Here is a 23,335-nt window from a genome sequence, read left to right as displayed (position 1 = left end):
GCACAACAGCAGACCCGGCGCGACGGGGAAACTAATTGAGAACGCCCCCTAGGTGCGATTGAGAATATCGCCAGGCACTGGCGTTTTTAGCGTAGTGGAGCCCGGCGCCCGCACCTGAATAATCAACAGCGCCGCAATCACGGCCGGAATCGCACAGAAGAAGAAAATCTGCTCCACCGGTATATGCATCGCCAGCAACATACTGCCGAACAGCGGCCCCAGGATTGATCCAAAACGCCCTACCCCCAACGCCCAGCCCGTGCCGGTGGCGCGCACCTGCGCCGGGTAGAAATTGCTCGCAAAGGCATTGAGGGTCAGTTGCCCGCCGATGATGCAGAACCCGGCGGCGAACACGCAGGCCACCAGGTAACGGGGATTGTCGTGGTTCAAGCCCAGCAGGATAGTGCACAACGCAGCCGCCGCCAGCACCCCGGACAACAGTCGCACCTTGCTTTTCAGGCGGTCGGCAAACCAGGCCATGAGGATGGCGCCCAAGGTGCCGGCAAACAGGAACATGGACGTGACCAGGTTGGCTTCGTTTAGCGCCAGGCCGCTTTCGAGCAACAGCGATGGCAACCAGCTGATCATGAAATACAGCAAAATCAGGCTGACAAAAAAGGTCGCCCAGATCAGCAGCGTCGGGCGCGCGTAGCCGTTGCGAAACAGCTCCACCACCGTCAGTTTGCTGCCTTGTTCCTGCAGGTTTTCAGCTTCGGTCGCGGGCGGCGGTTGCCAGTCGGGCAGCATCCGCGCCGTGACTTTGCGCAAACGCAGATACGGCGGCGCATCGCGCAACAGGCGTGGCAAGGATTCGGGCAACAGCCACACCAGGAACGGGAACAGCAGCAACGGCGTTACCCCACCAGCCAGGAACACCGCCTGCCAACCAAAGCTGTCGATAAACCCGGCCGCCACAAAGCCGCCTGCCGCGCCGCCGAACGAAAAGCCGCAGGCCGCCAGGGTCACCATCAAGGTGCGCATGCGCGGCGGCGAATATTCAGACATCAATGCCATGGCACTGGGCATTGCGCCTCCCATGCCGATGCCGCAGATAAACCGCGCCGCCATCAGTGTGGTGAGGGAATTGGAAAACACCATCAGTACGGTCAGGCTGGCGTAGATCAGCACACAGGCCAACAGGATGCGCCGCACGCCGAAACGATCCGCCAGCGGTGTCACCAGCAGCGAGCCGAGGGTCAACCCAAGCAGGTTGGCGCTGAACACCGGCCCGAACGCAGCTTTTTCCAGGCCCCAATCCTGAGCCAGCGCCGGCACTACATAGCCCAGCACCTGGGCGTCGTAGCCATCGGTGACCAGCAGCAACGCCAGCAACACGAGAATCAACCACTGGTAGCGCGACACCGGACGGGCGTCGAGTGCCGCGCGAAAGCTGGCAATCTGATTGTGCATCGCAAGGTACCTTTATTTTTTATTAGGTTGGCACGATCAAAGGTGGGAGGGGCGGTGTGTCAGGTTGATTGGCGGGGTGGGCCTGTACGAAGGCCGGATGCTGCGCCGCCAACGCTGCCACTCGCCCAATGCGCGGGTAAGCCACCAGCGGCACCTTGAAACGTTCGGCCGCATACAGCTGTGGAATCAGAAATGCATCCGCCATGCCTGGCTGCTCGCCAAAGCAGAAGCCCTTATCTCCAATCAACTGCTCCACCGCACCCAGCCCCTGGCTGACCCAATGGGCGATCCATTCAAGCAACTGCGCTTCATCGTGCCCCCACTGACGCAACAGATTCTGCGTGCTGGAGTTGTGCAGCGGGTGGATATCGCAGGCGATGATCGACGCTACCGCCCGTTCATGGGCACGGGCTGCCGGATCGCTGGAGAGCAGTGGCACCTGTGGATAACGCTCCTCCAGGTATTCGATGATCGCCTGTGACTGGATCAACGTCTCCCCTTGATCAGTACGCAACGCCGGTACACGTCCTTGAGGGTTGATCGCCAGGTACTCGGGCTGGTGATTGGCGCCGCCTGCCGGGACCAGCAGGTTGACTGGCAGCGCGGTGAAATCCAGGCCCTTGAGCGCCAGGGCAATACGTACCCGATACGACGCGGTGGAACGGTAGTAAGTATAGAGTTCCATGACCCTGCCCTCTTAACGTGCCGCAACCACAGTACCGCGGCATTCACCGAAGCCGATGCTGGCAAAACCTTCGCGGCGGCAACGGCCACGCAGGATGATTTCGTCGCCGTCTTCAAGGAATTTACGTACCTCGCCCGAGGCCAATTCAATCGGTTTCTTGCCGCCTTCGGTAATTTCCAACAGGCTGCCGAACTGCCCCGGCTGCGGCCCGGACAAGGTGCCTGAACCAAACAGGTCGCCGGCCTGCAACTGGCAACCGTTGACGCTGTGGTGCGCAACCATTTGCGCCACTGTCCAGTACATATGCTCGGTATTGCTCAAGGTCAGGCGATGGGCGGGCAGGTTCTGCTCGCGCATTGAGGCGGTGGTGAGCAGCACTTCCAGCTCGATATCAAAGGCGCCGGCGTTCTGATCACGTTTATCCAGCAGATACGGCAGCGGTTGCGGGTCGCCCTCGGGCCGCGCCGGTTGCGCTTTGCGAAAGGGCTCCAGCGCTTCGGCGGTCACCACCCATGGCGAAATACTGGTGATAAAGCTTTTCGACAGGAACGGGCCCAGCGGCTGGTATTCCCAGGCCTGGATATCTCGCGCCGACCAGTCATTGAGCAGGCAGAAACCGGCGATATGCTCGGCCGCATCGCCGATGGCAATCGCTTCGCCCATGGCATTGCCCTGGCCGATCCAGATGCCCAGCTCCAGTTCGTAGTCCAGGCGTGCGCAGGGGCCGAACGTCGGTTCGGACTGGCCGGCCGGCAGTGTCTGGCCTTTGGGGCGCCGGACCTGCGTGCCCGACGGGCGAATGGTCGACGCACGGCCGTGGTAACCAATCGGCACGTACTTGTAGTTGGGCAACAGGGGGTTATCCGGGCGAAACAGTTTGCCGACGTTCTGCGCGTGCTCGATGCCGACGTAGAAGTCGGTGTAGTCATTGATCTTCGCCGGCAAGTGCATCTGGCAATCGGCGGCGCGGTGCAGCACCTGCGCTTCGCGCTGTTGCAGCTGGCTGCCTTCGGCCAGCAGCTCCAGCAGGCGCTCGCGTAACGCCACGCGTGGCCCACGGCCAAGTTCAAAAAAGGCGTTCAATTGGCCACCCGCTGTTGCCTCAACGGCACGGCGGGCATCACCGTCAAATTCATCCAGCGCGGCGTGCAGGTCGAGGACCATGGCGCCGATCGCCACGCCACAGCGCGGGGCCGAGCCGTTGATACTGAACACGCCCAGGGGCAGGTTCTGCAGGGGGAAATCCGCGTGACCGTTGGCCGAGGCCACCCAGCTGCGGGTCTGCGTTGGTTGCGTCATGGGTTATCTCCGATTCGGGTTGAAGGTGGCGGGCAGTGAGGCCCAGCACGCGTCGTAAGCAGGTTGCAGCTGCGGGCACTCCAGGGCGAACTGGGTCGGGCGCAGCACTTGGCTGGTTTCGAACATGAAGGCCATGGTGTTATCGATCTTGTGCGGCGCCAGGTCCGCATTGATGGCCTTGGTGCAGGTCTCGCCATCCGGGCCATGGGCGCTCATGCAGCTGTGCAGCGACGCGCCGCCGGGCAGGAAGCCTTCGGCCTTGGCATCGTAGGCGCCCTGGATCAGGCCCATGTATTCGTTCATCAGGTTGCGATGGAACCATGGCGGACGGAAGGTATTCTCGGCCACCATCCAGCGCGGCGGGAAGATCACGAAGTCGAGGTTGGCCAGGCCATGCACGCTGGTAGGTGAGGTCAGCACGGTGAAGATCGACGGATCCGGATGATCGAAACTCACCGTGCCGATAGTGTTGAAACGACGCAGGTCGTATTTGTACGGCACGTTGTTGCCGTGCCAGGCGACCACGTTGAACGGTGAATGGTCCAGCTCACAGCCCCACAGCTCACCGAGGAATTTCTGTACCAGCGTGGTCGGTTGCTTGAGGTCTTCGTAGCGGGCCACCGGCGTGAGGAAGTCACGCGGGTTGGCCAGGCCATTACTGCCGATGGGGCCCAGGTCGGGCAGGCGCAGCGGGGCGCCGTGGTTCTCGGCAACATAACCGCGTGCGTGTGCATCCAACAGTTCGATACGGAATTTGAGGCCACGGGGCAGCACGACAATTTCCAGCGGCTCGACGTCCAGCACGCCCAGTTCGGTGGCGATGCGCAGGCGGCCCTGCTCCGGCACAATCAGCAGTTCACCGTCGGCATTGAAGAACACGCGCTCCATGGAACGATTGGCGCGGTAGGTGTAGATGCTGATGCCCGAAGGTTTTTCCGACCCCGAGTTGGCCACCATGCCGACCAGTCCATCGATAAAGTCCGTCGGCTCACTCGGAATGTCCAGCGGGTTCCAGCGCAGACGATTGGGCGTCACTGCGCCCAAGGGTCCACCGGCCAATTGCTGCGCAAGTTTGATGAACGCCGGGTGATTGGCCGACGGCTGGATGCGGTACAGCCAGGTGCGCCGGGCTTCGCTGCGCGACATGGTGAAGGCCGTGCCGGAAAACAGTTCGGTATATAGCCCGTAGGGGGCCTTCTGCGGCGAGTTCTGGCCGACGGGCAATGCGCCAGGCAAGGCTTCGCTGGCGAATTCGTTGCCGAAACCCGAAAGGTATTCGAGGGTCATGGATCATCCTCTGTGGGTCAGTTGTATTTATCGTAATCCAGTTACGCATAACGTAATTTGATCACTGTTGACCGTCAAGCTATAAAGACGCCCATTCATCTTTCGGATTCTCGCCCTTCCATGGAAAAGCCCCGCGACACCGGTAAACAGAAAGTCCGTTCGGCGGAAGTCGGCACCGATATTCTCAAGGCTCTGGCCGAATTGTCCCCGGCCACCTCGCTGTCACGTCTGGCCGAACATGTGCAGATGCCGGCGAGCAAGGTCCACCGCTATTTGCAGGCGCTGATTGCCTCCGGATTTGCCGAGCAGAACACCGCCACCAACCATTACGGCCTGGGCCGGGAGGCGTTGCGCGTGGGGCTGGCGGCGCTGGGCAGTATGGATGTGTTGAAAGTCGGCGCCATGCCCCTGGCCGAGCTGCGCGATGAATTGAATGAGACCTGCTTTCTGGCGGTGTGGGGCAACCAGGGCGCGACCGTGGTACAGATCGAGCCGGCAGTGCGTGCCGTTACCGTGGTGACGCAGTTGGGCTCAGTGCTGCCGCTGCTCAGTTCGTCCACCGGGCTGGTGTTCAGCGCTTACCTGCCGTCGCGGGAAACCGTGGAATTGCGCGAACGCGAGGTTCAAGCCGGCACCGCTCATACCTTGGCAGACGATCAGGCCTATGCCAGCGTGTGCGAACAAATCCGCAGCCGTGGCCTGCACTTTGTGCATGGCCTGCTGATGCCCGGCGTGGATGCGTTGTCGGCACCGGTGTTCAATGCGGTCGGGCAAGTGGCGGCAGTGATGACCGTAGTCGGCCCGACCTCACTGTTCCATGCCGATGAAGATGGCCCGGCGGCGCAGCACCTGCTGGCGGCGACCCGGGCCGTGAGTTGGCGCATGGGCTATCAGCCCTGAATCAATCGTCGTTGCGCGACAGCGCCACTGCCACGCGGTCCTCCAGCGCCTTGACCTGCGCGCCGGCCACCACGTAGTTGTTGGTCAGCATCGCGAACACCAGCTTGCGCCCGCCGGCGTCGGTGATGTAACCACTCAATGACGACACGCCGCCCATGGAGCCGGTCTTGGCGTGCAGGTTGTTCTGCGCCTGCGTGTCGCGCAGACGGTAGCGCAGGCTGCCGCCGGTCATGCGGTCGGTGTTGCCGGCAATCGGCAGCGCGTTGTACCAGGTGTCGAACCACGGCTGTTTGCTGGCGGCCAGTAGCAGGTCGGTGAGGGTTTGCGACGACACCAGATTGCGCCGCGAGAGGCCGGAGCCGTCGACCTGACTGAACGTGGTGGTGTCCAGCCCCTGGCGCTTGAGAAACCCGGCCACGGCCACGGCGCCCGCCGCTGCCGTGCCGCTATTGGCGGTCTGGCGGCCCATGGCCTTGAGCAAGGCTTCGGACATGTTGTTGTTCGAAAGCTTGAGCAGCGGCACGATCAGCTCCTGCAACGGTGCCGATTGGTGCTCGGCCAGCACCGTCACTGCAGCCGGGCTTGCCCCACCCATCACTCGACGCCCCAATACGGTGATGCCCTGTTGCGCCAAGGCTTGTTCGAATAGATTCGCGACCAGTTGCGTCGGCTCCCAGACGCTGACCAATTGCTGGCTCTGCCGCCCCGGCGCCACTGCACCGCTGAGCTGCAACAGGTTGGTGCCATGGCGACGGTTGATCCCATAGCTGTTGCCTGGCCCACTGATGGCGCGGTTGCTCAGTTGCAGGTAATCGGTGGGCGGAAAAATCTCGACACTTACCGGCGAGCCGGCCCGCAGCGCAGCCTTCGCGGTGACCAGTACGCTGCCTGCATCGAAATCCGAATCAGGCGACACGGTCAGCGCTGAAATCTGCGCGCCGTAGTAGGTGGTTTCGTCATCGTGAGACCAGTCGACACCCAGCCGCTCGGCATCAAACCAGGTGTCGTCGAACACCAGGTCGCCCTGCACCTGGCGCACGCCCTGGCTGGCCAATTGCGCGGCCAGGGCCTGGTAATCGGCAAACTGAACGGTCGGGTCGCCGAGGCCACGCAGGTACAGGTTGCCGGTCAAACGGTCGCCCTGGCGTATGCCATTGCTCAGCAGTTGGGTGGCGAAGCGGTATTGCGGCCCCAGCACGTCCATGGCCGCCGCTGTGGTCAACAGCTTGAGGTTGGACGCGGGCACCAACCGGGTGCGCGGGTTTTGCTGATACAGCGTGGAGCCCGTGCGGGCGTCACGTACCATCAGCGACACCGTAGCGCCGTGCAGCGCCGGATCGCTCAACAGTTTATCCAGGGTTGCCGGCGTGGAAGTTTGGGAGACGCTGGCGCAGCCGCCCAGTAAAAAACTCAAACCGACCAGCAGGGTGCCGGTGCGTAACCATTTTACAAAGTGCATCGTTGCGTTTTCCATAAGCATGCAATGGCGGCAACGCTAACAGCTCGCTATCAATGTGGCGACCGCTTTCCTGTGGGAGCTAACTCGGTGTATCAGGCAAACCCAGTCGATGCCATCGCAGGCAAGCCAGCTCCCACAGATAAATGAATTAGAAGGTCAAGGTGCTGGATACCGACACCTGCCGCGCATCGCCCATGGACACAAACTGCGTATTCACCGATGAGGTGTAGTAAGTACGATCGAACAGGTTCTTCACATTGAGCTGGAACTTGACCTTCTGCCCTTCAAGCCGGGTGTCATAGCTGGCGAACACATCGGCCACGGTGTAGCTGGGCAGTTCGAAACTGTTGGCCGCGTCCCCTGCCCGCTCGCCGACATAACGCGCCCCGGCGCCGACACGCAGTTGATCGCCGCCCAGGACACTGCCGAAGTCATACACCGCCGACAACGAGCCGGTGCTTTTTGCCACATTCTGCAGGCGATTGCCTTTGAGCTTAGGGTCTTCGGTAACCTCGGCATCGGTGTAGGCATAGCTGCCAATCAGGCTCCATTTATCCGTCAGCTGGCCGCTGGCATCCAGCTCCAGACCGCGAGAACGCACCTTGCCGGCCACGCTGTACTCCGAGGTCAGGCCCTCGCCTACCTGCACCAACACGTTGCGTTTATCGATCGTGAACAGCGCGGCACTGGCGGTGATGCGCCCCGGCAGGTCGAACTTGGTACCCAGCTCCCAGGCTTTGGATTCTTCCGGCTGCAAACTGCCATTCAACACGGTTTTATTGGCCAGCGGCGCGATGGTGGAGTTGGGTTTGAACGACTCGGTATAACTGCCGTAGAACGACAATTGATCAGTGTAGCGATACACCAGCCCGGCCCGAGGTACCCACTTCTGGCCATTGCCGTCGGTGTTGGCGGTGAACGGCACGCCTTTGCCAGCGTATTGATCGTACATCTGGTAGCGCGCACCGCCGACCAGGATCCATTGATCGTTGAGGTGGATGGCATCCTGGAAGAACAGCGAATCGCTGCGCAGCAGATCGGTCTGGTTGCTGTCCGGCGCGCTGACTTTGGAACCGGCGACTTCATTGCCGTATACCGGGTTGTTGTAATCGAAGGTGCCTCGCGGCGCCTGGCGGATCAGGTCGGCACGGTAGATCTTGCGGTACTCATCGTCCAGGCCGAACACCAGATCGTGCTGCATACCTGCAACATCGACCCTGCCTTCGAGGCTGGCGGTGGCGAAGCGGTCGGTGGTCAACGCGCCCTGGGTACCGTCCATGTTACGGGTCAGGGTGCCGTTGGTGTTGACCTTGACCACGCGCACCTGGCTGGCGTCATAGGTTTCGCGATTCCAGCTGTAGCCGAAGTGAGCTTTCCAGTCGTCGTTCAGATCATGATCGACGGTCAGGCGGTACAGATCGGAGCGACCTTCCATGTTGTTGAACGGTTCATCCAGACGCCGGGTGGCGGGGATGTTCAGCGGGTGGTTGGTCTTGGGATCGATGGCGGTGCCACGGTCGAACGGCGCGAGAAATTCGCGGTGTTCATAGGCCAGCACCACTTGGGTGGTATCGCCGTACCAGGCCAGGGACGGCGCCACCAGGGTCTCGCGATGGGTGCCGTAGTTACGCCAGTAATCTTCGTCTTCATGATCGACAATCAGGCGATAAGCCAGGCCGCTGTCGCCGAGGGGGCCGGTGGTGTCGAGGTTGCCGCCGCTGCCGTTCTTGCCGCTGCCGAAGGTCGAGCCGCGCGCGGTCAGGGAGGTGGACTGCATCAGCTCAGGCTTTTTGCTGACGATATTGACCACGCCGCCCGGGTCCTGGATGCCATACAACAGCGAGGATGGACCCTTGAGCACTTCAATACGCTCGGCGGTAGCGTTCATGGCACGGCCCTGCACCACCGGCATACCGTCCTTCATGATCGAGCCGTTACGGTTGTCGCCAAAACCACGCAACATCACCGCGTCCTGAGTACTGCCGAGGGTGTTGGACTGGGTGATGCCGCTGATATTGCCCAGGGCGTCATCCAGGTTGCGCGGTTGCTGGTCGCGCAGCACCTGAGCCGGCACCACGTTGACGGTTTGCGGGGTTTCCAGCAGCAACCCATGGGAGCGCATCACCGAACTGGTGGGCGGCGGCTGATAGCTGGTGCTGTCCTGCGTCGGGTTGGCCGCGCTGATGGTGGTGGCGCCAAGGTTGACCGCGCCGTCGCTGGGCAGCGGCTCCAGGGCCAGGGTGCGGGCGTCGATCTGGCGGAAGGTGAAACCTGTATTGCTCAGCAGACGTTGCAGGGCCTGGGTCGCGCTCATCTGCCCACTGAGCGCCGGGGCATTGAGGCCATAAGGCGCTTCATCGGTGTAGATCACACTGATGCCTGTGACACGGCTGAACTCGCTCAGGGCCTGGGGCAGTGGTTTGGCTGCCAGGGCAAAATTGAACTGGGCGCTTTGCTGCTCCTGCGCACGCGCAACGCTCAAAGGCAGCAACGCCAGCCCTGACACCGCCAAGACCGAGGCTCCCAGCCACTGTTTTACCCAACCACCCGCCGTTGACTTCATGCTGTGAGAACCCGTGTAGAAAACGCTGTTAATGCGAATAGATCGCAGTTTCATGCACTACACGGATGGGCCGAGGATTTACCTCACATGAATCAGTAAATAATTTCGATCATTGCTTGCCACTCGTCGCGAGACACTCCTTGGCACTCTTCTTCAGCTTCTTGATCAGCCGCTCCTGGCGCAACGCCTCACCCTTGCTCGCGCATTGTTCGGTGTACACCAACGCCACCGCCGGGCTGGACAAGAAAAACCGCGCGCCCTTGCCGCTTTGGTGGCAGGCAAAGCGGCGCACCGGGTCATTGCTGATGCCGCAATACAACGAGCCATTGGCGGCACGCACCAGGTAGACGAACCAGGGTTTGGGTTCTACAGGATCAGTCACAGGGCAATTTCGGCAAACCAGAGGAGCGCCAATCTTATCAACGACCGGCCTGGAATGCCTTCAAGCCTTTAAGCGCCTGGGCCCGCACCGCATTTTTCAGCGCCGGCGACCAGCCCAACAGCAGCCCTTTCAAGCCCAGCGCCTGGCGCGACCAGCGCCACAGGTCGAAGTGATCGTGGTGCTCGCAGATCTTGCCGTCGCGAAACACAAAGCGCGCACCGATGTCGTTAACCACCGTATTGCCCGTGGCACTGAACAGGTACGTCGCCACCCAGTGCGCGCTGCCTGTGCTGTCATCACTGCGCACGTGGTCGAAGGTCAGGGAGAAATCCTTGGCCCGCGTGGTGAGCATTCGCCACATATCCCCCGCGTCGCGCCCGCGCAACTCGCCGAAGGCCGGGTCGCTGAACACCACGTCTTCGGTGTAGCAGGCGGCCATGGCTTCGGCATCCAGGCGCTGGAAGGCACTGTAGAACGCGGTGATCAGGGCGTTATGGGCATCACTCATGGGCAGGCTCCGCAGGTTTCGAAAGAATAAGCGCACGATAGGCTGCCCACACCGCGCTGGCTACTGACATTCGCCAGGCAAATGCAGGAGCCTACGGCACCATCCCAGTGCTGCGAGCGTAGGCGAACAGGTCTACATCGGTTGAGATACTCAGCCGCTGCATAGCCGTGCTTTTCTGCTTACTGATGGTAGAGATACTGCGGTTGACCTGTGCCGCAATCTGGCTGACGGTCATGCCGCTGGCCAACATGCGCACCACCTCGCGCTCCTTGCAGGACAATTGCGGCACCTGGGACTGATCGCCCGTACCCGCCTCTACCATTTGCATCCGCAGGGATTCACTGGCGAACGTCTGGCCGGCACACACAGCCTTGATCGCCTGGGGCAGCTCCTTGGCGGAAGCACTTTTGGCCACCACGGCCTTGGCACCATGGGCGAAGGAAGCACGCAGGGTGGCGACGCTGGCGAACATGGTCACCAGAATCACCGGCAACTGCGGGTATTGGCGGTGCAACAGGCTCAACAGCCCGTAGCCGTCGGCCTGCTGGCCGCCTGGCATGGCAAAGTCTGTGACGAGCACGTCACACGGGGTTGTCCTCAACAGTTCGAGCAACTGATCGGGGCCGTCGGCTTCCGCGACCACTTTGCACCGGCCATGCGCCTCAATCACCACTTTCTGCCCGATACGCACAATAGGGTGATCGTCAGCAATAATTACTCGAAGCATAGATTCCCACGAATGATGGCAAACTGAATCCGCGCAAAATACCCCCGCTGGCGCTCATCAACAACCGCTAACAAAGTGCTGCTGGCAGCCACGCTCAATGTTCAGTAGCTCACAATTTTTTGCCTACAAAACAATAAGAAAATACCTACAGCAAAGACAAGATCAACGGATTGCAAAACGCTCTGCGCCAACACTACCTCTCAGACTTCAGAGAGGTACTCGAGATAGACGAACAAGCGCGCCAGGAACAACTCCAATTGCACCTTGTGCGCAGCAACACCCTGGGACTGGACCTGTTCGATCAGCTTCACGGCGCTGGCTTCAAGGCCAGTACCGCCCAAAAACACCAGGCTGCCCACCAATCGATGGAGGCGCTCAGCCGTCAGTGACGAGTTCAACGTCAAGCAGGCATGGCGCAACACGCGGTGGTCTTCCCAAGCCTCGAACAACAGGGTTTCCAACAATTGATCGACGATACGCTCGCTGCCAAACATGGCGACCAACGTGGCACGGGTTGGCCAGCCGGCGAGCGGCGCAACAGCCTTCTGGACGACATACGCGTCATCCACGCCCGGCAGCCAGCGTGCCAACACGGCGTGCAGCTGTTCAAGGGTCAATGGCTTGAGCAGCCAGGCATCCATGCCGGCGTCGCGGCAACGCCGGGGGCTGTCGTTTTGCAGGTTGGCGGTCAAGGCAATGATCGGCACTCGCCTCTGCCCGTTGTCGCGCTCATGCTGGCGAATAGCGCGAGCCATGCTGTAGCCGTCCATGAACGGCATCTGGCAATCACTGATCACCAAGTCGAAGGGCCGGCTGGCAAAGGCCGCCAGCCCGACGTACCCATCGTCGGCCAATTCGTATCCCAACCCCAGTTTTTGCAGCAAACAACCCAGCAACAGGCGGTAGGCTGAATGGTCTTCCACCACCAGCACGCTCAACTGCTGCCAATGAAGCGGGGGGGCACCTTGTGGCTTCAATTTGCGGTTCGCTCCTGCTGTTGAACCTACCAGCGAACCCATCAGTACCTCTATCGTGACTATTGATCCGGCAGTAATCTCCGGCACTGGTGCAATAGCCCTCGATACCTCTCATGTAGCAAATACCCATTCAGGGGGTATCTATAATCTTTTGAGTCAGACCGAGTCGATACAACAACTACGAAAAGCCCCACCGCCCCCCCTCTCCCGGCACGTCCTTCGTCCCCCCGCCAATGTCGTATTAGTTGTATTTCCCCCGCGCGCCCCCCTCGCTAGATTGTGCCCACCCCAAAGAGGGACGACTTGCCACTCCCCGGCAAGCGCCAAAAAATCGAGATCGCCTCCAGGCAACCACCCGCCCACACAAGACCGGGCGTTGCCCTGGCGTGCCTCAATCTGCCAGCTTGTAATGGAACAATTTGAAATGAAGACCTCTGTATCCCTACTGAGCAGTGCCCTGCTGCTCGCCATAACGTCATCCGCTTTCGCCGCCAGCAGCGTCGACCTGACTGTCAAAGGGTTGATCACGCCCAGCGCCTGCACACCCAACCTGCCGGGTGACGTCGATCTTGGAAAAATCGCCGCAAAAGATCTGAATCAAGACAGCTATACGCCGCTTGAGAAAAAGACCCTGCAACTGAGCGTCAATTGCGACGCGGCGACGCTGTTTGCAATCCATCCCGTCGACAATCGAGCCGGTTCCGCCGCGTCCGGCGGCGCCTTTGGCCTGGGCTTGATCAACGAAACCCAGAAGCTCGGCCTGTATCAGTTGACGTTCAGCAACCCCGTCACTGAAACACCATCCACCCTGATTGCAATGTACAACTCCGAGGGCCAATGGACAGACCTCCTTACGGATGAGGTCATTGCCCCCAACGATCTGGTGGCGCTGGGCAGCCGCGGTGAGAACGGTTGGGCCCCCCACCCGATCAAAGACGCGCTCATGGACATGACGCTGCACACCTTGATTGCACCTGCAAGAAACCTGACCTTGACCAGCGAAGTGGCAATCGACGGCTCCGCGACCTTTGAAGTGAAGTACCTGTAAATGGACGTTTCCCAGATGAAGACCCGCCTGCCCCTGTGGAGCAGTGCCCTGCTGCTCGCCATGACGTCATCGGCTTTCGCCGCCAGCAGCGTCGACCTGACCGTCAAAGGGTTGATCACGCCCAGCGCCTGTGCAGCCAGCCTGCCGGGCAATGTCGATTTTGGAAAGATCGCGGCAAAAGATCTGAATCTCGATACCCCTACACAGCTTGAACGCAAAACCCTGCTACTGAGCGTGAATTGCGAAGCGGCGACACTGTTCGCCATCGACCTCATCGATAACCGAGCGGGCTCTCCCATATATAGCTACGCGTTTGGCCTGGGGCTGACCAACGAAAACCAGAAGCTCGGCCAATATAGCTTCACATTCAACAATCCCGTCGCCGAAACACCCTCCACCCTGCTGGCGATGTACAACGACGATGGTCAGTGGAGAGACATCTATCCGGACGACGCTATTGGGCCAGGTGAGTTTGTCGCACTGGGCAGCCGCGGCGATAACGGTTGGGCGCCGCATCCGATCAAGGACGCGACGATGGACATCACCCTGTACGGCTCCATTACGGCGGCAAAGGACCTTACATTAACTAACGAAGTGGAAATCGATGGTTCGGCGACCTTTGAAGTGAAGTACTTGTAAACCACCATTCATTCACAGGATGTGACCCATGGCCAGCCCTCTCACTACCCTCACTGCGACACTGTTGCTGTTTGGCGCCGGCTCAGTCTTCGCCGCCAGCAGCCTGGACCTCACCGTCAAAGGCATCATCACGCCAAGCGCCTGCGCGCCAGAGGTCTCCGGCGGTGGCAATGTCGACTTCGGCAAGGTGTCGGTCAAGGATCTCAATAGCGACACCTACACCGACCTGCCCCGAGAAACCATGCTCTTGAGCGTGCATTGCGAAGGGCCGACGTTTTTTACCCTGAACACCATCGACAACCGCGCCGGCACCACCGCCAGCCACTTCAGCTGGCACGGCCTGGGCATGACCCCCAACGACGAAAAAGTCGGTGATGCCGGGCTTGGCCTCTACCAGCCGGTGGCCGACGACGTGCCGGTACGCACCATAGTCTCAAGGGATGGCGGCGCAACCTGGATGCCCTCCGTGATGCTCAGCCACACCGTGCTGACAGCGGTCGCCAACAACGACGGCGTGGTACCGATTGCGATCCAGAAGCTGGAGGCCGAGATCCGCCTGATCACTCACATCGCGCCCGCCAGCAACCTGACACTGACCGACGATGTGCCTATCGACGGTCACGCCACCGTGCAAGTCAATTACCTCTAAGGATAAGGAGACCCGATGAACATTCGATTGACCACGCTGGCCGCCAGCGTACTTCTGCTCAGCTCAGCCACTGCCTTCGCTGCCTCCAGCGTCGACCTGACCGTCAAGGGGCTGATCGTGCCCAGCGCCTGTATACCCACCCTTTCCGGTGGCGGTGTGATCGACCATGGCAAGGTGTCCGCCAAGGACCTGAACCCCGATAGAGGAACGGCGATTGGCAGGCATACCCTATTGATGACCGTCGATTGTGACGCGCCAATCCAGTTTGCCCTGCACCCCATTGATAATCGTGCAGGCTCAGGCCTCTCGACAGACTTTGGCCTGGGCTTTATCAACGAGAACCAAAAGCTCGGTCATTTCTCCCTCACCTGGCGTAACGCAGTGGCTGAAGACGGCGTTGCCGTCCAACCTATCGCATCGATGGATCAGGGTAACTCCTGGTACCCCGAAAAATTCTGGGAACCGAGCATGTACATGGCGGCGGCCTCAATGGATGACGACACCCAGCCAATGCCAATCAAGAATCTGCGCGTAGACCTGGAAGTGCTCACGATCATCAACCGCACCGACGGGCTGGACCTCAGTAATGAAGTCACCATCGACGGTTCCGCCACCCTCGAAGTGAAGTACCTGTAACCCATGGCCGCCCATCCCTTGAAAACTGCCGGGCATGGGCTGCGCCTACCTGTGCCGGTACTGGACACAGTTGGCCGTTACGTGGCTGCGCTGCTCTGCCTGGCCACCTTAGTCGATACCCACGCAGCCTCGACCGTCGACCTCACGGTGACCGGCCGGGTGACACCGGATGCCTGCCACATCGAGCTGATGAATGACGGCATCATCGAGCATGACAAGATCCCCGCACATAGCCTCAACGTAGACGAGTTCACCGTGCTGCCCAGCCAGCTACTCGAACTGCATGTGCTCTGCGCCAGGCCCATGCTGTTTGCCTTGGTAGGCATCGACAATCGCGCCGACTCCTCGCTGGCCCCCGACTTTTTCTACGGACTGGGCAGAAACATCCACGCCCCCGAGGAACGTCTCGGCTCCGTAGCGTTGTCCTATCGCAACGTAGTGGGCGATGCGCAGCCCATGCAGGTATTGGCCTCCACCAACAACGGGGAAACCTGGTCACCGGACCCCAACGCCTATCCAAGATCCTATATGGCCTTTGCACTGCTGGGCGACCGTCAACCGGACTTCATCAGCCAACTGACCGCGGAGCTTCAGGTGGTCACCGCCATCAATTTTTCGCAGTACCTGACGCTGGACCAGGAAGTCCCCCTCGACGGCTCCATCGTCCTGGATTTGCGTTACCTCTGACCGATACCTTTTGGCCTAATGGAAAACCCGTCATGACGACGACATTCTCAAACACCGCTGTCGGCCTTATCGCCCTGCTGCTGATACTCGGCAATCAAGTCAAAGCCGACGGGATGGTACCGGACACCTCCGTGGTGATCGTGTTCGAAGCCGAAGGCGAAGCGGCAGTGTCGGTGACCAACACCGACAGCCAACTCGCGCTGCTGCATGTGACCTTGCAGGATATTCCGGAAGACACCGAGCCGCTGCTGGTGGTGACACCGCCGCTGTCACGGGTCGAGGCGTCTAAATCCCAGTTGGTGCGCTTCATCCTGCAAAACCGGAAGCCGTTGCTCACCCAACGGCTTAAACGCGCAGTGTTCGAAGGCATGCCCCAAGGCCGTGCCGCGACCGCCGCCGGGCATGCCCGCGTGGGCGTGACCGTGCGCCAGAACTTGCCGGTGATCGTGCATCCCAGAGGCCTTGCCCCCAACCGCACGCCTTGGACCGACCTGACCTGGACCTTGCGCGACGGCCAGTTGCAAGTACGTAACGACACGCCCTATGTAGTGCGCCTGGCGCAGGAACTGCTGCTGTTGCCCGGCAACGGCAGGGCGATGCTGCCGCGCACTTACGTGCTGCCCGGCGAAGCCTTGAGCGTGCCGGCCAGCGGCGGGCAGGCCAACACGGTCAGGTTGCAGCCGGCCACTGTGTACGGCTTTGCGGTGAAAGCCTACGACGCACCGATCACCCTCTGACTGAAAACCGCAGGCGTCGCCCCCCTGACCGCCGCCTGAATAACGAAGTGACGGCTCATTGACCGTCACCAGAACGCCTGGGCACACGGGGCCCGCGCGTTCACTACTCGAGTACCTTGCGTGAAAACAGTATTGAGTTACCGTGACGGCGAAGCCGTGCCCGACATCCCTGCCAACTCGACCTTGCCGCTGGTGTTGCTGCTGTGCGCGCTGATGCCCGCCAAGGCATGGGCCGAAAACTCCAGCGCCTCCAGCTTCGACGCCCAGACCTTGCATCAACGCGGCATTGATCCACAGCTGGCCAGCCTGCTGCTGGCAGCACCGCGCTTCGCCACCGGGCAACACACGGTCAATCTGCGGGTCAATGGTCAGCGACGCGGCCGGCTGGATGTGACCTTCGATCAGCAAGGCAACCCGTGCTTCGACCGCGCATTGCTGGACGCCGCCAACCTGGTGATCCCGAATGAAACGGCAGGTTGTCACGATTTTCTTGCGCAATATCCGCAAACCCTGGTTGAACCGGACCCGGCGACGCTGACGGTGTCACTGGTGGTACCCACCGAGGCGCTGCGCCCCATACAGCAGGATATCTCGGGGTACGAAACCGGCGGGTTTGCCGGGCTGCTCAACTACGACCTCAGTGGTTTCTACAACCGCTTCGGCGATGACGCCAGCCGCTTTGGCTCGGCCAACACCGAGGTGGGGTTCAATGCCGGCGATTGGGTCGTGCGCAGTCGCCAAGTACAGACCTGGCAGGATGGCCTGTCACGCAGCACCCACTTGCAAGCCTATGCCCAGCGCACCTTCGCCAGCCACCAGGCGGTGCTGCAGGCTGGGCAAATCAACCTGTATAACCCGGTACTGTCCGGCGCGCAGATTACCGGGGTGCAGGTGCTTACCGAGCAAGCCCTTCAAGAACAGGGCCAGGGTGCGCTGATCCAGGGCATTGCCAACAGCCCTGCCCAGGTGGAGGTACGACAGAACGGTGCGTTGATTCACTCCACCGTCGTGCCCGCAGGCCCCTTTACCCTGCCAGATGTACGTCGCTTGAATACGCGCTCGGACGTCGAGGTCACGGTCAAGGAAAGCGCCGGGGGTGAGCGGCGCTTCACCGTACCGGCGGCCATGCTCGGCCTTGGGTTGCCCGCACCGGGTTACTCCGTGGCCGCGGGCCGGGTGCGGAATGTGGGCGACGCCAAAGGCGAGGATCCGTGGGTGGTCAGTGGCGGCTGGACCGGTGCGCTGCACCCGCAGTTGACCTTGGGTACCGGTGTACTGGCAGCCAGCGAATACCGCTCGGTGGGCGCCAGCCTGGGCTGGTTGCCGTGGGTGGACAGCCAGATCCAACTGTCCACACAGCTGTCCAACACCCAGGCGTGGGAAAAGGTTTCGGGCGTACAGACCGACCTTTCCTGGTCCCAGCGCCTGGGCGAGCAGTGGTCGATCAGCGCCGCCAATTCCTGGCGCAGCATCGGCTATCGCGAACTTGAAGAAAGCACGTATGAGCGTGATGACAGCAACCGCGACGCCCGTTATCGCGACCAACAAAGCCTCAACCTGGGCTGGTCGCATCCGCTGCTGGGTGCGTTCAGCGCCGGGGTTGCTCGCTCGGCCAACTTCGCTGGCGACAGCAGCAGCCGTGCGCTGGCCTCTTGGGGCACGAGCATCGGCGCTGTGTCACTGTCGGCCAGTGCCGAGTGGCAAATGGGCGGTAGCCAGCAACAGGACAACGCGGTGTACCTCAATATCAGCGTGCCGTTGGGCGAAAGTCGCCGGCTACGTAGCTGGGTGCGCAATTCCGGCGGTGAGAACCGCACCGGCCTGGGCCTCACCGAACAGATCGACGACCAACTCAGCTATCGCGTCAGCGCCGAACACGACAGCAGCGACCATCAAGTGGAAACCACGCTGGGCGTCTCGGTACTGCCGCGTTACAGCCAGCTCGATTTCAGCTACAGCCGCGCTGATGCCGAACGCTCCAGTTATCAAGGCGGCGCTCGCGGCGGTGTGGTGATACATGGCGACGGCGTGACTTTTTCACCCTACCCGGTGCGCGACACCTTTGCCCTGGTGTCGGTCGGCGATATGAGTGGCATCAAGCTCAGTACCCCCAGCGGCGCGGTGTGGACCGACTGGCAAGGCCAGGCCGTGGTGCCGCAAGTCGCCGCATACGGGCGCAGCCCAGTGGAAGTGCAGACACGTTCACTGCCGCGCAATGCCGACATCAACAATGGCCTGGCGATGATCTCGGCCGGACGCGGCGCCGTTGACCGAGTCGAATTTGGCATCAGCTTGACCCGTCGCATATTGCTCACCGTCAGCACCGACCAGGGTACACCTCTGCCTGCCGGAGCCTCAGTCAGCAGCGCCAGCGGCGAGTTCGTCACCTTGGTGCAGGACGCCAGCCAGGTGTTTCTACCCAACGTGCTGGACCAATCGACGCTGTGGATAACCACACCCGATGGCGGTCGATGCGAATTGCGTTACTCCCTGCCGGAAAAAGCCGACCCCACGGTGTACTTCGAAACTGCTCCCGCGCGTTGCCACGCGCCTTGAGGATCCCCGTCATGCCCTTCGCAACGTGTATGCGCCAACTGTGCCTGTGGTTATTGATCGGCGGGGCCGGCACCGCCCACGCCTTGGAAGAATGCCAACTGAATGTCAGCGAATCCCTGATCGATTTCGGCTTGATGAGCCGCCTGGCACAAAGCGACAGTGCGCTGGAGCGCTTGCTTGGCGAGCGGCGCCTGAGCGTGACCATCAACTGTCCGCAAGCGCAAGATTTGAGCCTGTTCTATCGCGCACTGGCCGCTAGCCCGCAGCGCCTGCAATTTACCCCGCATGGCAGCTATGCCATCGAAGCCGGCAACGCCGTGCTCGATGGTCGCGCCGTAGAGTTGGGGCTGCTACCTGCTGCGGGCCAGGCGCCCGTGGCCAATGGCGCGGTGCTGGAATGGCGTTCCGGCCATGGCATCGCGCCGGTCGCACACGGTGCGGTGCTCAGGGGCAACACCCTGTCGTTGCAACTGACGCTGCGCGCCTGGGCCGACCCCGCTGCCACTCAAGTGCGCGACAACACCACCTGGGAAGTTTCCGGGATGTTGTACAGCGCACAAAACGGACGCTACCGGGAACTGACCGTGCGCGCGCACTTTGCGCCCATCGCCTGCCTGCCGACATTATCCGACCAGGGCGTAGTGGACTACGGCACCCTGTATGCCAAAGACCTAAATGCCACCACTGAAACACCGCTGCCCATTCGCACACTGCGCCTGAGTGTGACCTGCGATGCGCCGATCCGCTTTGCTCTGCGCATGAAAGACAACCGCGACGGTTCGGCCACGGGCGGTACCGATGAAACCGCTTATGGATTGGACCTGGATGCCAGTCGCAACAAAATCGGGCGATTTTACCTGACTATCGACCCGGCCGAATTCAGCGCCGACACCTTGCCCGCGCTGTACCGCACCGACTCCACCAGCAACAGCGTGGCGTGGAGCAGTTCCACCGCGCGGCAAATCCCCATGGCCGCCAACAGCCTGCTGGGGTTTACCGACACGACGGGCGTCACCACCGGCCCGGTGGCCATCCAGACCCTGACCGGCACGATGCGTCTCAAGTCTTACCTTGCCCCCATGCAAAGCCTGGATCTTCGCGAGGTGGTGCATATCAATGGTTCCGGCACTATCGAAATCGTCTACCCCTGACCCGTCACTGTGAGGAACTCGTCCCGTGAAAACCCGCCTCTTTACCAGTCTGTTGCTGTTGACCAGCACGCCCTCTGTGCTAGCCGCCTCGGCGGTGGACCTGAGTGTCAAAGGCTTGATCACTCCCTCCGCCTGCTTGCCGCAGTTCCCCGGCGGCGCCCTGATTGACTACGGCAAGATTGCCCAACAGGACTTGAACCTGGCGACCGCCACGCGCCTGCCCGTCAAGACCCTGACCGTCGGCATCGCCTGCACGGGCACGGTTCGCTTTGCCCTGCGCATGCGCGACAACCGCGACGGCTCGGCCATGGTCGACAGCGAGATTTACTACGGCCTGGGGTTCGATATCAGCGGCAATCGCCTGGGGGTCTACTCCATGACCTTCGACCCACGACAGACCCAGGCCGGCAACATTGCGCAGATCTACGGCACCGAGTCCACTACCGGGGGCCTGGCGTGGCGCACGTCCAACCTCAACCCCATCGACATCGGCTCCAGGAGCTACCTGGGCTTTACCGATGTGGAGGGCAGTGTCAGCGGGCCCGCGGCCATCGGTTTAATGCTGAGCACCGTCACCGTGCAGACGGTGATCAATGCTCGACAAAACCTGGACCTGAGCGTGGACACCCCGCTCGATGGTTCGGCCACTCTGGAAGTGGTTTACCTCTAGAGCTTCTCGCTGGTGACCTGTACGTAGCGCGCACGACCGGCGCCCAGACCCGCGACAATCGCGCCCAGGCCGATCACCGCGAAGATCCAGCCGATAGCCGCCCAGCCGCCGGTCCAGTCATGCACCAGGCCAACCGCAAACGGGCCCATTGACGCCAGGGTGTAACCGATACCCTGGGCCATGCTCGACAGGTTGGCGGCGACGTGAGCGTCACGCGAGCGCAGCACGATCAAAGTCAGCGCCAGGCTGAAGGTGCCGCCCTGCCCCAGACCGAGCAGAATCGCCCAGCCCCATAAACCGTCCAGCGGCGCATACAGGCAACCGAACAGGCCACCGAGGGTCAGCAGCATCACCACTACAATCGCCAGGCGCTGGTCCTTGCCTCGGGTGGCCAACCACGGTGCGGCCAGGGAACTGAGCAGTTGCACGATGATGGAGCCTGAGAGCGCCAACCCGGCTTCGGTAGCACTCAGGCCACGTCCGATCAGGATTGACGGCAACCAGCCAAACACAATGTAGGCCAGGGACGATTGCAGGCCCATGTACAAAGTCACCTGCCAGGCGAGCGGGTCACGCAGCAAGCCTCTGACCCGGTAAGCCACCTGATGGGCACCGTGCTTTTGCCCCACTTGCGGCAACCAGAACAAGGCCGCCAGCAACGCCGGAATAACCCAAAACCCCAGACCGATGGCCCAGCTGTCTGCGAAATATTGGCTCAGGGGCACCGTGGCTCCCGCAGCCAACGCAGCCCCTAGACACAACGCCATGGTGTAGACGCCGGTCATGGCGCCCGCCTGCCGGGCAAAATCGCGCTTGACGATGCCCGGCAGCAACACGCCAATGATGCCAATACTCGCACCGGCAATCAGGCTGCCGGCGAACAGCCCCACTTCACCGAACGAACTGCGCAGGATAATCCCCGCGGCCAGGGTCAGCAGAATGCCCAGCACCACGCGCTCGGCGCCAAAACGTCTGGCCAGGATCGGCGCAGTGGGCGCGAACAGGCCCAGGCACAAGACCGGCAAAGTGGTCAGCAACCCGGCCTTGGCCGCAGATAACCCAAGGCTGCTGGAGACTTCAGCCAGCAGTGGCGACATGCTCGACAGCGCCGGCCGCAGGTTCAACGCCACCAGTACCAGGCCCAGTAGCAGGAGCCACGGGCGAACCACCCGCGGATGGGCCTGCTGGACGGCCTCGTCATCGGCTTCGGCGTCGATCAACAGTTCTTCGAGTTCAGTCGTACGTTTGGCTTCAAGGTTCATTGATCAACTGCCGGCAGAGGGATTTGGCACGTTCGGGGTCTTGATTTTCTGCCGCGTCGAGCAAGGCGATATGCAGGTCGAATACAGCCTGGCGATGCGGTGAGATGTTCAGGGCCTGACGTAACTGGGCGCCGACGAGGCTATTCGCAGTTGCCTGCAAAGGCAACGCACCAGAGTGCCTGGGTAGCAAAAGAAGCAGCAGAGTGGCTATGCCAAGGTATTTGCGCGGTCTCACTCATATCGTCAACACGAAGCCAGAGGCGCTCGCGGCTCCCTGGCCGACAAACAATAAACCCGGCACCAGGCCGGGTTTATGTGTTCAACCATTGATCAATGCAGTATCTGGCTCAAGAACAACTTGGTCCGGTCATTCTGCGGGTTGTCGAAGAAGTCATTCGGCGCCGCCTGCTCCACGATCTCGCCCTTGTCCATGAAGATCACGCGGTTGGCCACGGTGCGCGCAAAGCCCATTTCGTGAGTCACGCACAACATGGTCATGCCGTCTTCGGCCAGGCCAATCATGGTGTCCAGAACCTCTTTCACCATTTCCGGGTCGAGTGCCGAGGTCGGCTCGTCGAACAGCATGATTTTCGGTTTCATGCACAAGGCACGGGCGATGGCCACACGCTGTTGCTGGCCGCCGGACAGTTGCCCCGGAAACTTGTGGGCCTGCTCTGGAATGCGTACACGTTCAAGGTAGTGCATGGCAATTTCCTCGGCCTTGCGCTTGGGCATCTTGCGCACCCACATCGGCGCCAGCGTGCAGTTTTGCAGGATGGTCAGGTGTGGGAACAGATTGAAGTGCTGGAACACCATGCCCACTTCACGGCGGATCGCTTCGATCTGCTTGAGGTCGTTGGTCAACTCCACGCCATCGACCACGATGCGGCCTTGCTGGTGCTCTTCCAGGCGGTTGAGGCAGCGAATGGTGGTGGACTTGCCCGAGCCCGACGGCCCGCACAGCACAATGCGCTCGCCCTGCTTGACGTTGAGGTTGATGTCTTTCAACACGTGGAACTGGCCGTACCACTTGTTGACGCCCTGCATCTGAATAATGCCTTCAGGGCTCACCGGCTGTTTGATTGCTTGGCTCATTAAAACAA

22 protein-coding genes and 1 pseudogene are annotated in these 23,335 nt (G+C 61.3%); 10 read left to right on the top strand and 13 right to left on the bottom strand.

What is annotated here, in order from left to right:
• Nucleotides 1–48: 48 nt before the first annotated feature.
• From E4O97_RS05825 to hmgA, 4 genes are read right to left on the bottom strand one after another with little or no spacing between them, the layout of a single operon-like run.
• Nucleotides 49–1,410, bottom strand: coding sequence for an aromatic acid/H+ symport family MFS transporter (locus E4O97_RS05825; protein ID WP_248160958.1), 1,362 nt, complete (start codon nucleotides 1,408–1,410; stop codon nucleotides 49–51).
• 22 nt (nucleotides 1,411–1,432) lie between these two features.
• Nucleotides 1,433–2,095: a maleylacetoacetate isomerase gene (maiA, locus tag E4O97_RS05820; RefSeq protein ID WP_216090783.1), complete on the bottom strand. Its 663-nt coding sequence runs from the start codon at nucleotides 2,093–2,095 to the stop codon at nucleotides 1,433–1,435.
• A gap of 12 nt (nucleotides 2,096–2,107) precedes the next feature.
• Nucleotides 2,108–3,394 carry a fumarylacetoacetase gene (gene fahA, locus E4O97_RS05815; protein ID WP_248160956.1) on the bottom strand — a complete coding sequence of 429 codons (1,287 nt, stop codon included), beginning with the start codon at nucleotides 3,392–3,394 and terminating at the stop codon, nucleotides 2,108–2,110.
• 3 nt (nucleotides 3,395–3,397) lie between these two features.
• Nucleotides 3,398–4,681 (bottom strand): homogentisate 1,2-dioxygenase, encoded by a 1,284-nt coding sequence (gene hmgA / locus E4O97_RS05810; RefSeq protein WP_216090782.1) that lies wholly within the window; start codon nucleotides 4,679–4,681, stop codon nucleotides 3,398–3,400.
• A gap of 120 nt (nucleotides 4,682–4,801) precedes the next feature.
• Between hmgA and E4O97_RS05805 the strand changes: the two genes are divergently transcribed.
• Complete coding sequence (locus E4O97_RS05805; RefSeq protein WP_032877646.1) at nucleotides 4,802–5,581, top strand: IclR family transcriptional regulator; 780 nt, start codon at nucleotides 4,802–4,804, stop codon at nucleotides 5,579–5,581.
• A 1-nt stretch (nucleotide 5,582) separates the two neighbouring features.
• Here E4O97_RS05805 and dacB read toward each other — a convergent pair whose 3' ends face one another.
• The 6 genes from dacB to E4O97_RS05775 form a co-directional block, all read right to left on the bottom strand.
• A complete protein-coding gene (gene dacB, locus E4O97_RS05800) occupies nucleotides 5,583–7,040 on the bottom strand; it encodes a D-alanyl-D-alanine carboxypeptidase/D-alanyl-D-alanine-endopeptidase (protein ID WP_248160955.1) in 1,458 nt (485 codons plus the stop codon).
• A 148-nt stretch (nucleotides 7,041–7,188) separates the two neighbouring features.
• Nucleotides 7,189–9,603 carry a TonB-dependent receptor gene (locus tag E4O97_RS05795; protein WP_103733366.1) on the bottom strand — a complete coding sequence of 805 codons (2,415 nt, stop codon included), beginning with the start codon at nucleotides 9,601–9,603 and terminating at the stop codon, nucleotides 7,189–7,191.
• 109 nt (nucleotides 9,604–9,712) lie between these two features.
• Nucleotides 9,713–9,985 (bottom strand): GIY-YIG nuclease family protein, encoded by a 273-nt coding sequence (locus E4O97_RS05790; protein WP_032877650.1) that lies wholly within the window; start codon nucleotides 9,983–9,985, stop codon nucleotides 9,713–9,715.
• A 37-nt stretch (nucleotides 9,986–10,022) separates the two neighbouring features.
• On the bottom strand, nucleotides 10,023–10,493 hold the full coding sequence (locus E4O97_RS05785; protein ID WP_032877651.1) for a nuclear transport factor 2 family protein: 471 nt from the start codon (nucleotides 10,491–10,493) through the stop codon (nucleotides 10,023–10,025).
• A gap of 91 nt (nucleotides 10,494–10,584) precedes the next feature.
• Nucleotides 10,585–11,220 carry a response regulator transcription factor gene (locus E4O97_RS05780; RefSeq protein WP_032877653.1) on the bottom strand — a complete coding sequence of 212 codons (636 nt, stop codon included), beginning with the start codon at nucleotides 11,218–11,220 and terminating at the stop codon, nucleotides 10,585–10,587.
• Nucleotides 11,221–11,420: 200 nt separating this feature from the next.
• Nucleotides 11,421–12,239 carry a response regulator gene (locus tag E4O97_RS05775; protein ID WP_248131727.1) on the bottom strand — a complete coding sequence of 273 codons (819 nt, stop codon included), beginning with the start codon at nucleotides 12,237–12,239 and terminating at the stop codon, nucleotides 11,421–11,423.
• Nucleotides 12,240–12,621: 382 nt separating this feature from the next.
• Between E4O97_RS05775 and E4O97_RS05770 the strand changes: the two genes are divergently transcribed.
• From E4O97_RS05770 to E4O97_RS05730, 9 genes are all read left to right on the top strand, one after another.
• Nucleotides 12,622–13,245 (top strand): DUF1120 domain-containing protein, encoded by a 624-nt coding sequence (locus E4O97_RS05770; protein WP_078820343.1) that lies wholly within the window; start codon nucleotides 12,622–12,624, stop codon nucleotides 13,243–13,245.
• A 15-nt stretch (nucleotides 13,246–13,260) separates the two neighbouring features.
• Nucleotides 13,261–13,884, top strand: coding sequence for a DUF1120 domain-containing protein (locus tag E4O97_RS05765; RefSeq protein WP_248160952.1), 624 nt, complete (start codon nucleotides 13,261–13,263; stop codon nucleotides 13,882–13,884).
• Between the two features lie 28 nt (nucleotides 13,885–13,912).
• Nucleotides 13,913–14,533 (top strand): DUF1120 domain-containing protein, encoded by a 621-nt coding sequence (locus tag E4O97_RS05760; protein WP_078820341.1) that lies wholly within the window; start codon nucleotides 13,913–13,915, stop codon nucleotides 14,531–14,533.
• A gap of 15 nt (nucleotides 14,534–14,548) precedes the next feature.
• The gene (locus E4O97_RS05755) at nucleotides 14,549–15,169 is read left to right on the top strand and encodes a DUF1120 domain-containing protein (protein ID WP_216090778.1); all 621 of its coding nucleotides are present in this window, start codon (nucleotides 14,549–14,551) and stop codon (nucleotides 15,167–15,169) included.
• A 3-nt stretch (nucleotides 15,170–15,172) separates the two neighbouring features.
• Nucleotides 15,173–15,856, top strand: a complete 684-nt coding sequence (locus E4O97_RS05750) for a DUF1120 domain-containing protein (RefSeq protein ID WP_248160951.1) — start codon at nucleotides 15,173–15,175, stop codon at nucleotides 15,854–15,856.
• Nucleotides 15,857–15,888: 32 nt separating this feature from the next.
• Nucleotides 15,889–16,593, top strand: a complete 705-nt coding sequence (locus tag E4O97_RS05745) for a fimbria/pilus chaperone family protein (protein ID WP_032877660.1) — start codon at nucleotides 15,889–15,891, stop codon at nucleotides 16,591–16,593.
• 120 nt (nucleotides 16,594–16,713) lie between these two features.
• The gene (locus E4O97_RS05740) at nucleotides 16,714–19,149 is read left to right on the top strand and encodes a fimbria/pilus outer membrane usher protein (protein WP_248160950.1); all 2,436 of its coding nucleotides are present in this window, start codon (nucleotides 16,714–16,716) and stop codon (nucleotides 19,147–19,149) included.
• 11 nt (nucleotides 19,150–19,160) lie between these two features.
• Nucleotides 19,161–20,300: a DUF1120 domain-containing protein gene (locus E4O97_RS05735; protein WP_248160949.1), complete on the top strand. Its 1,140-nt coding sequence runs from the start codon at nucleotides 19,161–19,163 to the stop codon at nucleotides 20,298–20,300.
• Between the two features lie 25 nt (nucleotides 20,301–20,325).
• Nucleotides 20,326–20,970 carry a DUF1120 domain-containing protein gene (locus E4O97_RS05730; protein WP_032877663.1) on the top strand — a complete coding sequence of 215 codons (645 nt, stop codon included), beginning with the start codon at nucleotides 20,326–20,328 and terminating at the stop codon, nucleotides 20,968–20,970.
• On the opposite strand, the gene E4O97_RS05725 is transcribed toward E4O97_RS05730, so the two are convergent.
• The 3 genes and pseudogenes from E4O97_RS05725 to E4O97_RS05715 all read right to left on the bottom strand — a co-directional run bounded on the left by E4O97_RS05725 (nucleotide 20,967) and on the right by E4O97_RS05715 (nucleotide 23,327).
• A complete protein-coding gene (locus E4O97_RS05725; protein WP_148853487.1) occupies nucleotides 20,967–22,232 on the bottom strand; it encodes a CynX/NimT family MFS transporter in 1,266 nt (421 codons plus the stop codon). The genes E4O97_RS05730 and E4O97_RS05725 overlap by 4 nt on opposite strands.
• Nucleotides 22,222–22,377 (bottom strand): annotated as a pseudogene (locus tag E4O97_RS05720) (GntR family transcriptional regulator); the annotation flags it as partial. The gene E4O97_RS05725 and the pseudogene E4O97_RS05720, both read right to left, overlap by 11 nt.
• 185 nt (nucleotides 22,378–22,562) lie before the next feature.
• Complete coding sequence (locus tag E4O97_RS05715; protein WP_005785051.1) at nucleotides 22,563–23,327, bottom strand: amino acid ABC transporter ATP-binding protein; 765 nt, start codon at nucleotides 23,325–23,327, stop codon at nucleotides 22,563–22,565.
• Nucleotides 23,328–23,335 lie beyond the last annotated feature (8 nt).

The organism is Pseudomonas sp. W15Feb34 (genome assembly GCF_023127765.1).
Lineage (GTDB): Bacteria > Pseudomonadota > Gammaproteobacteria > Pseudomonadales > Pseudomonadaceae > Aquipseudomonas > Aquipseudomonas synxantha_A.
Note: the sequence above shows the minus strand (reverse complement) of the source record. Positions and strands in the feature narration are given on the sequence as shown.

Bases quoted from the DNA above. Each gene is read 5' to 3' on its own strand.
- E4O97_RS05825 (WP_248160958.1), bottom strand. From the start codon at position 1,410: ATGCACAATCAGATTGCCAGCTTTCGCGCGGCACTCGACGCCCGTCCG.
- maiA (WP_216090783.1), bottom strand. From the start codon at position 2,095: ATGGAACTCTATACTTACTACCGTTCCACCGCGTCGTATCGGGTACGT.
- fahA (WP_248160956.1), bottom strand. From the start codon at position 3,394: ATGACGCAACCAACGCAGACCCGCAGCTGGGTGGCCTCGGCCAACGGT.
- hmgA (WP_216090782.1), bottom strand. From the start codon at position 4,681: ATGACCCTCGAATACCTTTCGGGTTTCGGCAACGAATTCGCCAGCGAA.
- E4O97_RS05805 (WP_032877646.1), top strand. From the start codon at position 4,802: ATGGAAAAGCCCCGCGACACCGGTAAACAGAAAGTCCGTTCGGCGGAA.
- dacB (WP_248160955.1), bottom strand. From the start codon at position 7,040: ATGCACTTTGTAAAATGGTTACGCACCGGCACCCTGCTGGTCGGTTTG.
- E4O97_RS05795 (WP_103733366.1), bottom strand. From the start codon at position 9,603: ATGAAGTCAACGGCGGGTGGTTGGGTAAAACAGTGGCTGGGAGCCTCG.
- E4O97_RS05785 (WP_032877651.1), bottom strand. From the start codon at position 10,493: ATGAGTGATGCCCATAACGCCCTGATCACCGCGTTCTACAGTGCCTTC.
- E4O97_RS05780 (WP_032877653.1), bottom strand. From the start codon at position 11,220: ATGCTTCGAGTAATTATTGCTGACGATCACCCTATTGTGCGTATCGGG.
- E4O97_RS05775 (WP_248131727.1), bottom strand. From the start codon at position 12,239: ATGGGTTCGCTGGTAGGTTCAACAGCAGGAGCGAACCGCAAATTGAAG.
- E4O97_RS05770 (WP_078820343.1), top strand. From the start codon at position 12,622: ATGAAGACCTCTGTATCCCTACTGAGCAGTGCCCTGCTGCTCGCCATA.
- E4O97_RS05765 (WP_248160952.1), top strand. From the start codon at position 13,261: ATGAAGACCCGCCTGCCCCTGTGGAGCAGTGCCCTGCTGCTCGCCATG.
- E4O97_RS05760 (WP_078820341.1), top strand. From the start codon at position 13,913: ATGGCCAGCCCTCTCACTACCCTCACTGCGACACTGTTGCTGTTTGGC.
- E4O97_RS05755 (WP_216090778.1), top strand. From the start codon at position 14,549: ATGAACATTCGATTGACCACGCTGGCCGCCAGCGTACTTCTGCTCAGC.
- E4O97_RS05750 (WP_248160951.1), top strand. From the start codon at position 15,173: ATGGCCGCCCATCCCTTGAAAACTGCCGGGCATGGGCTGCGCCTACCT.
- E4O97_RS05745 (WP_032877660.1), top strand. From the start codon at position 15,889: ATGACGACGACATTCTCAAACACCGCTGTCGGCCTTATCGCCCTGCTG.
- E4O97_RS05735 (WP_248160949.1), top strand. From the start codon at position 19,161: ATGCCCTTCGCAACGTGTATGCGCCAACTGTGCCTGTGGTTATTGATC.
- E4O97_RS05725 (WP_148853487.1), bottom strand. From the start codon at position 22,232: ATGAACCTTGAAGCCAAACGTACGACTGAACTCGAAGAACTGTTGATC.
- E4O97_RS05715 (WP_005785051.1), bottom strand. From the start codon at position 23,327: ATGAGCCAAGCAATCAAACAGCCGGTGAGCCCTGAAGGCATTATTCAG.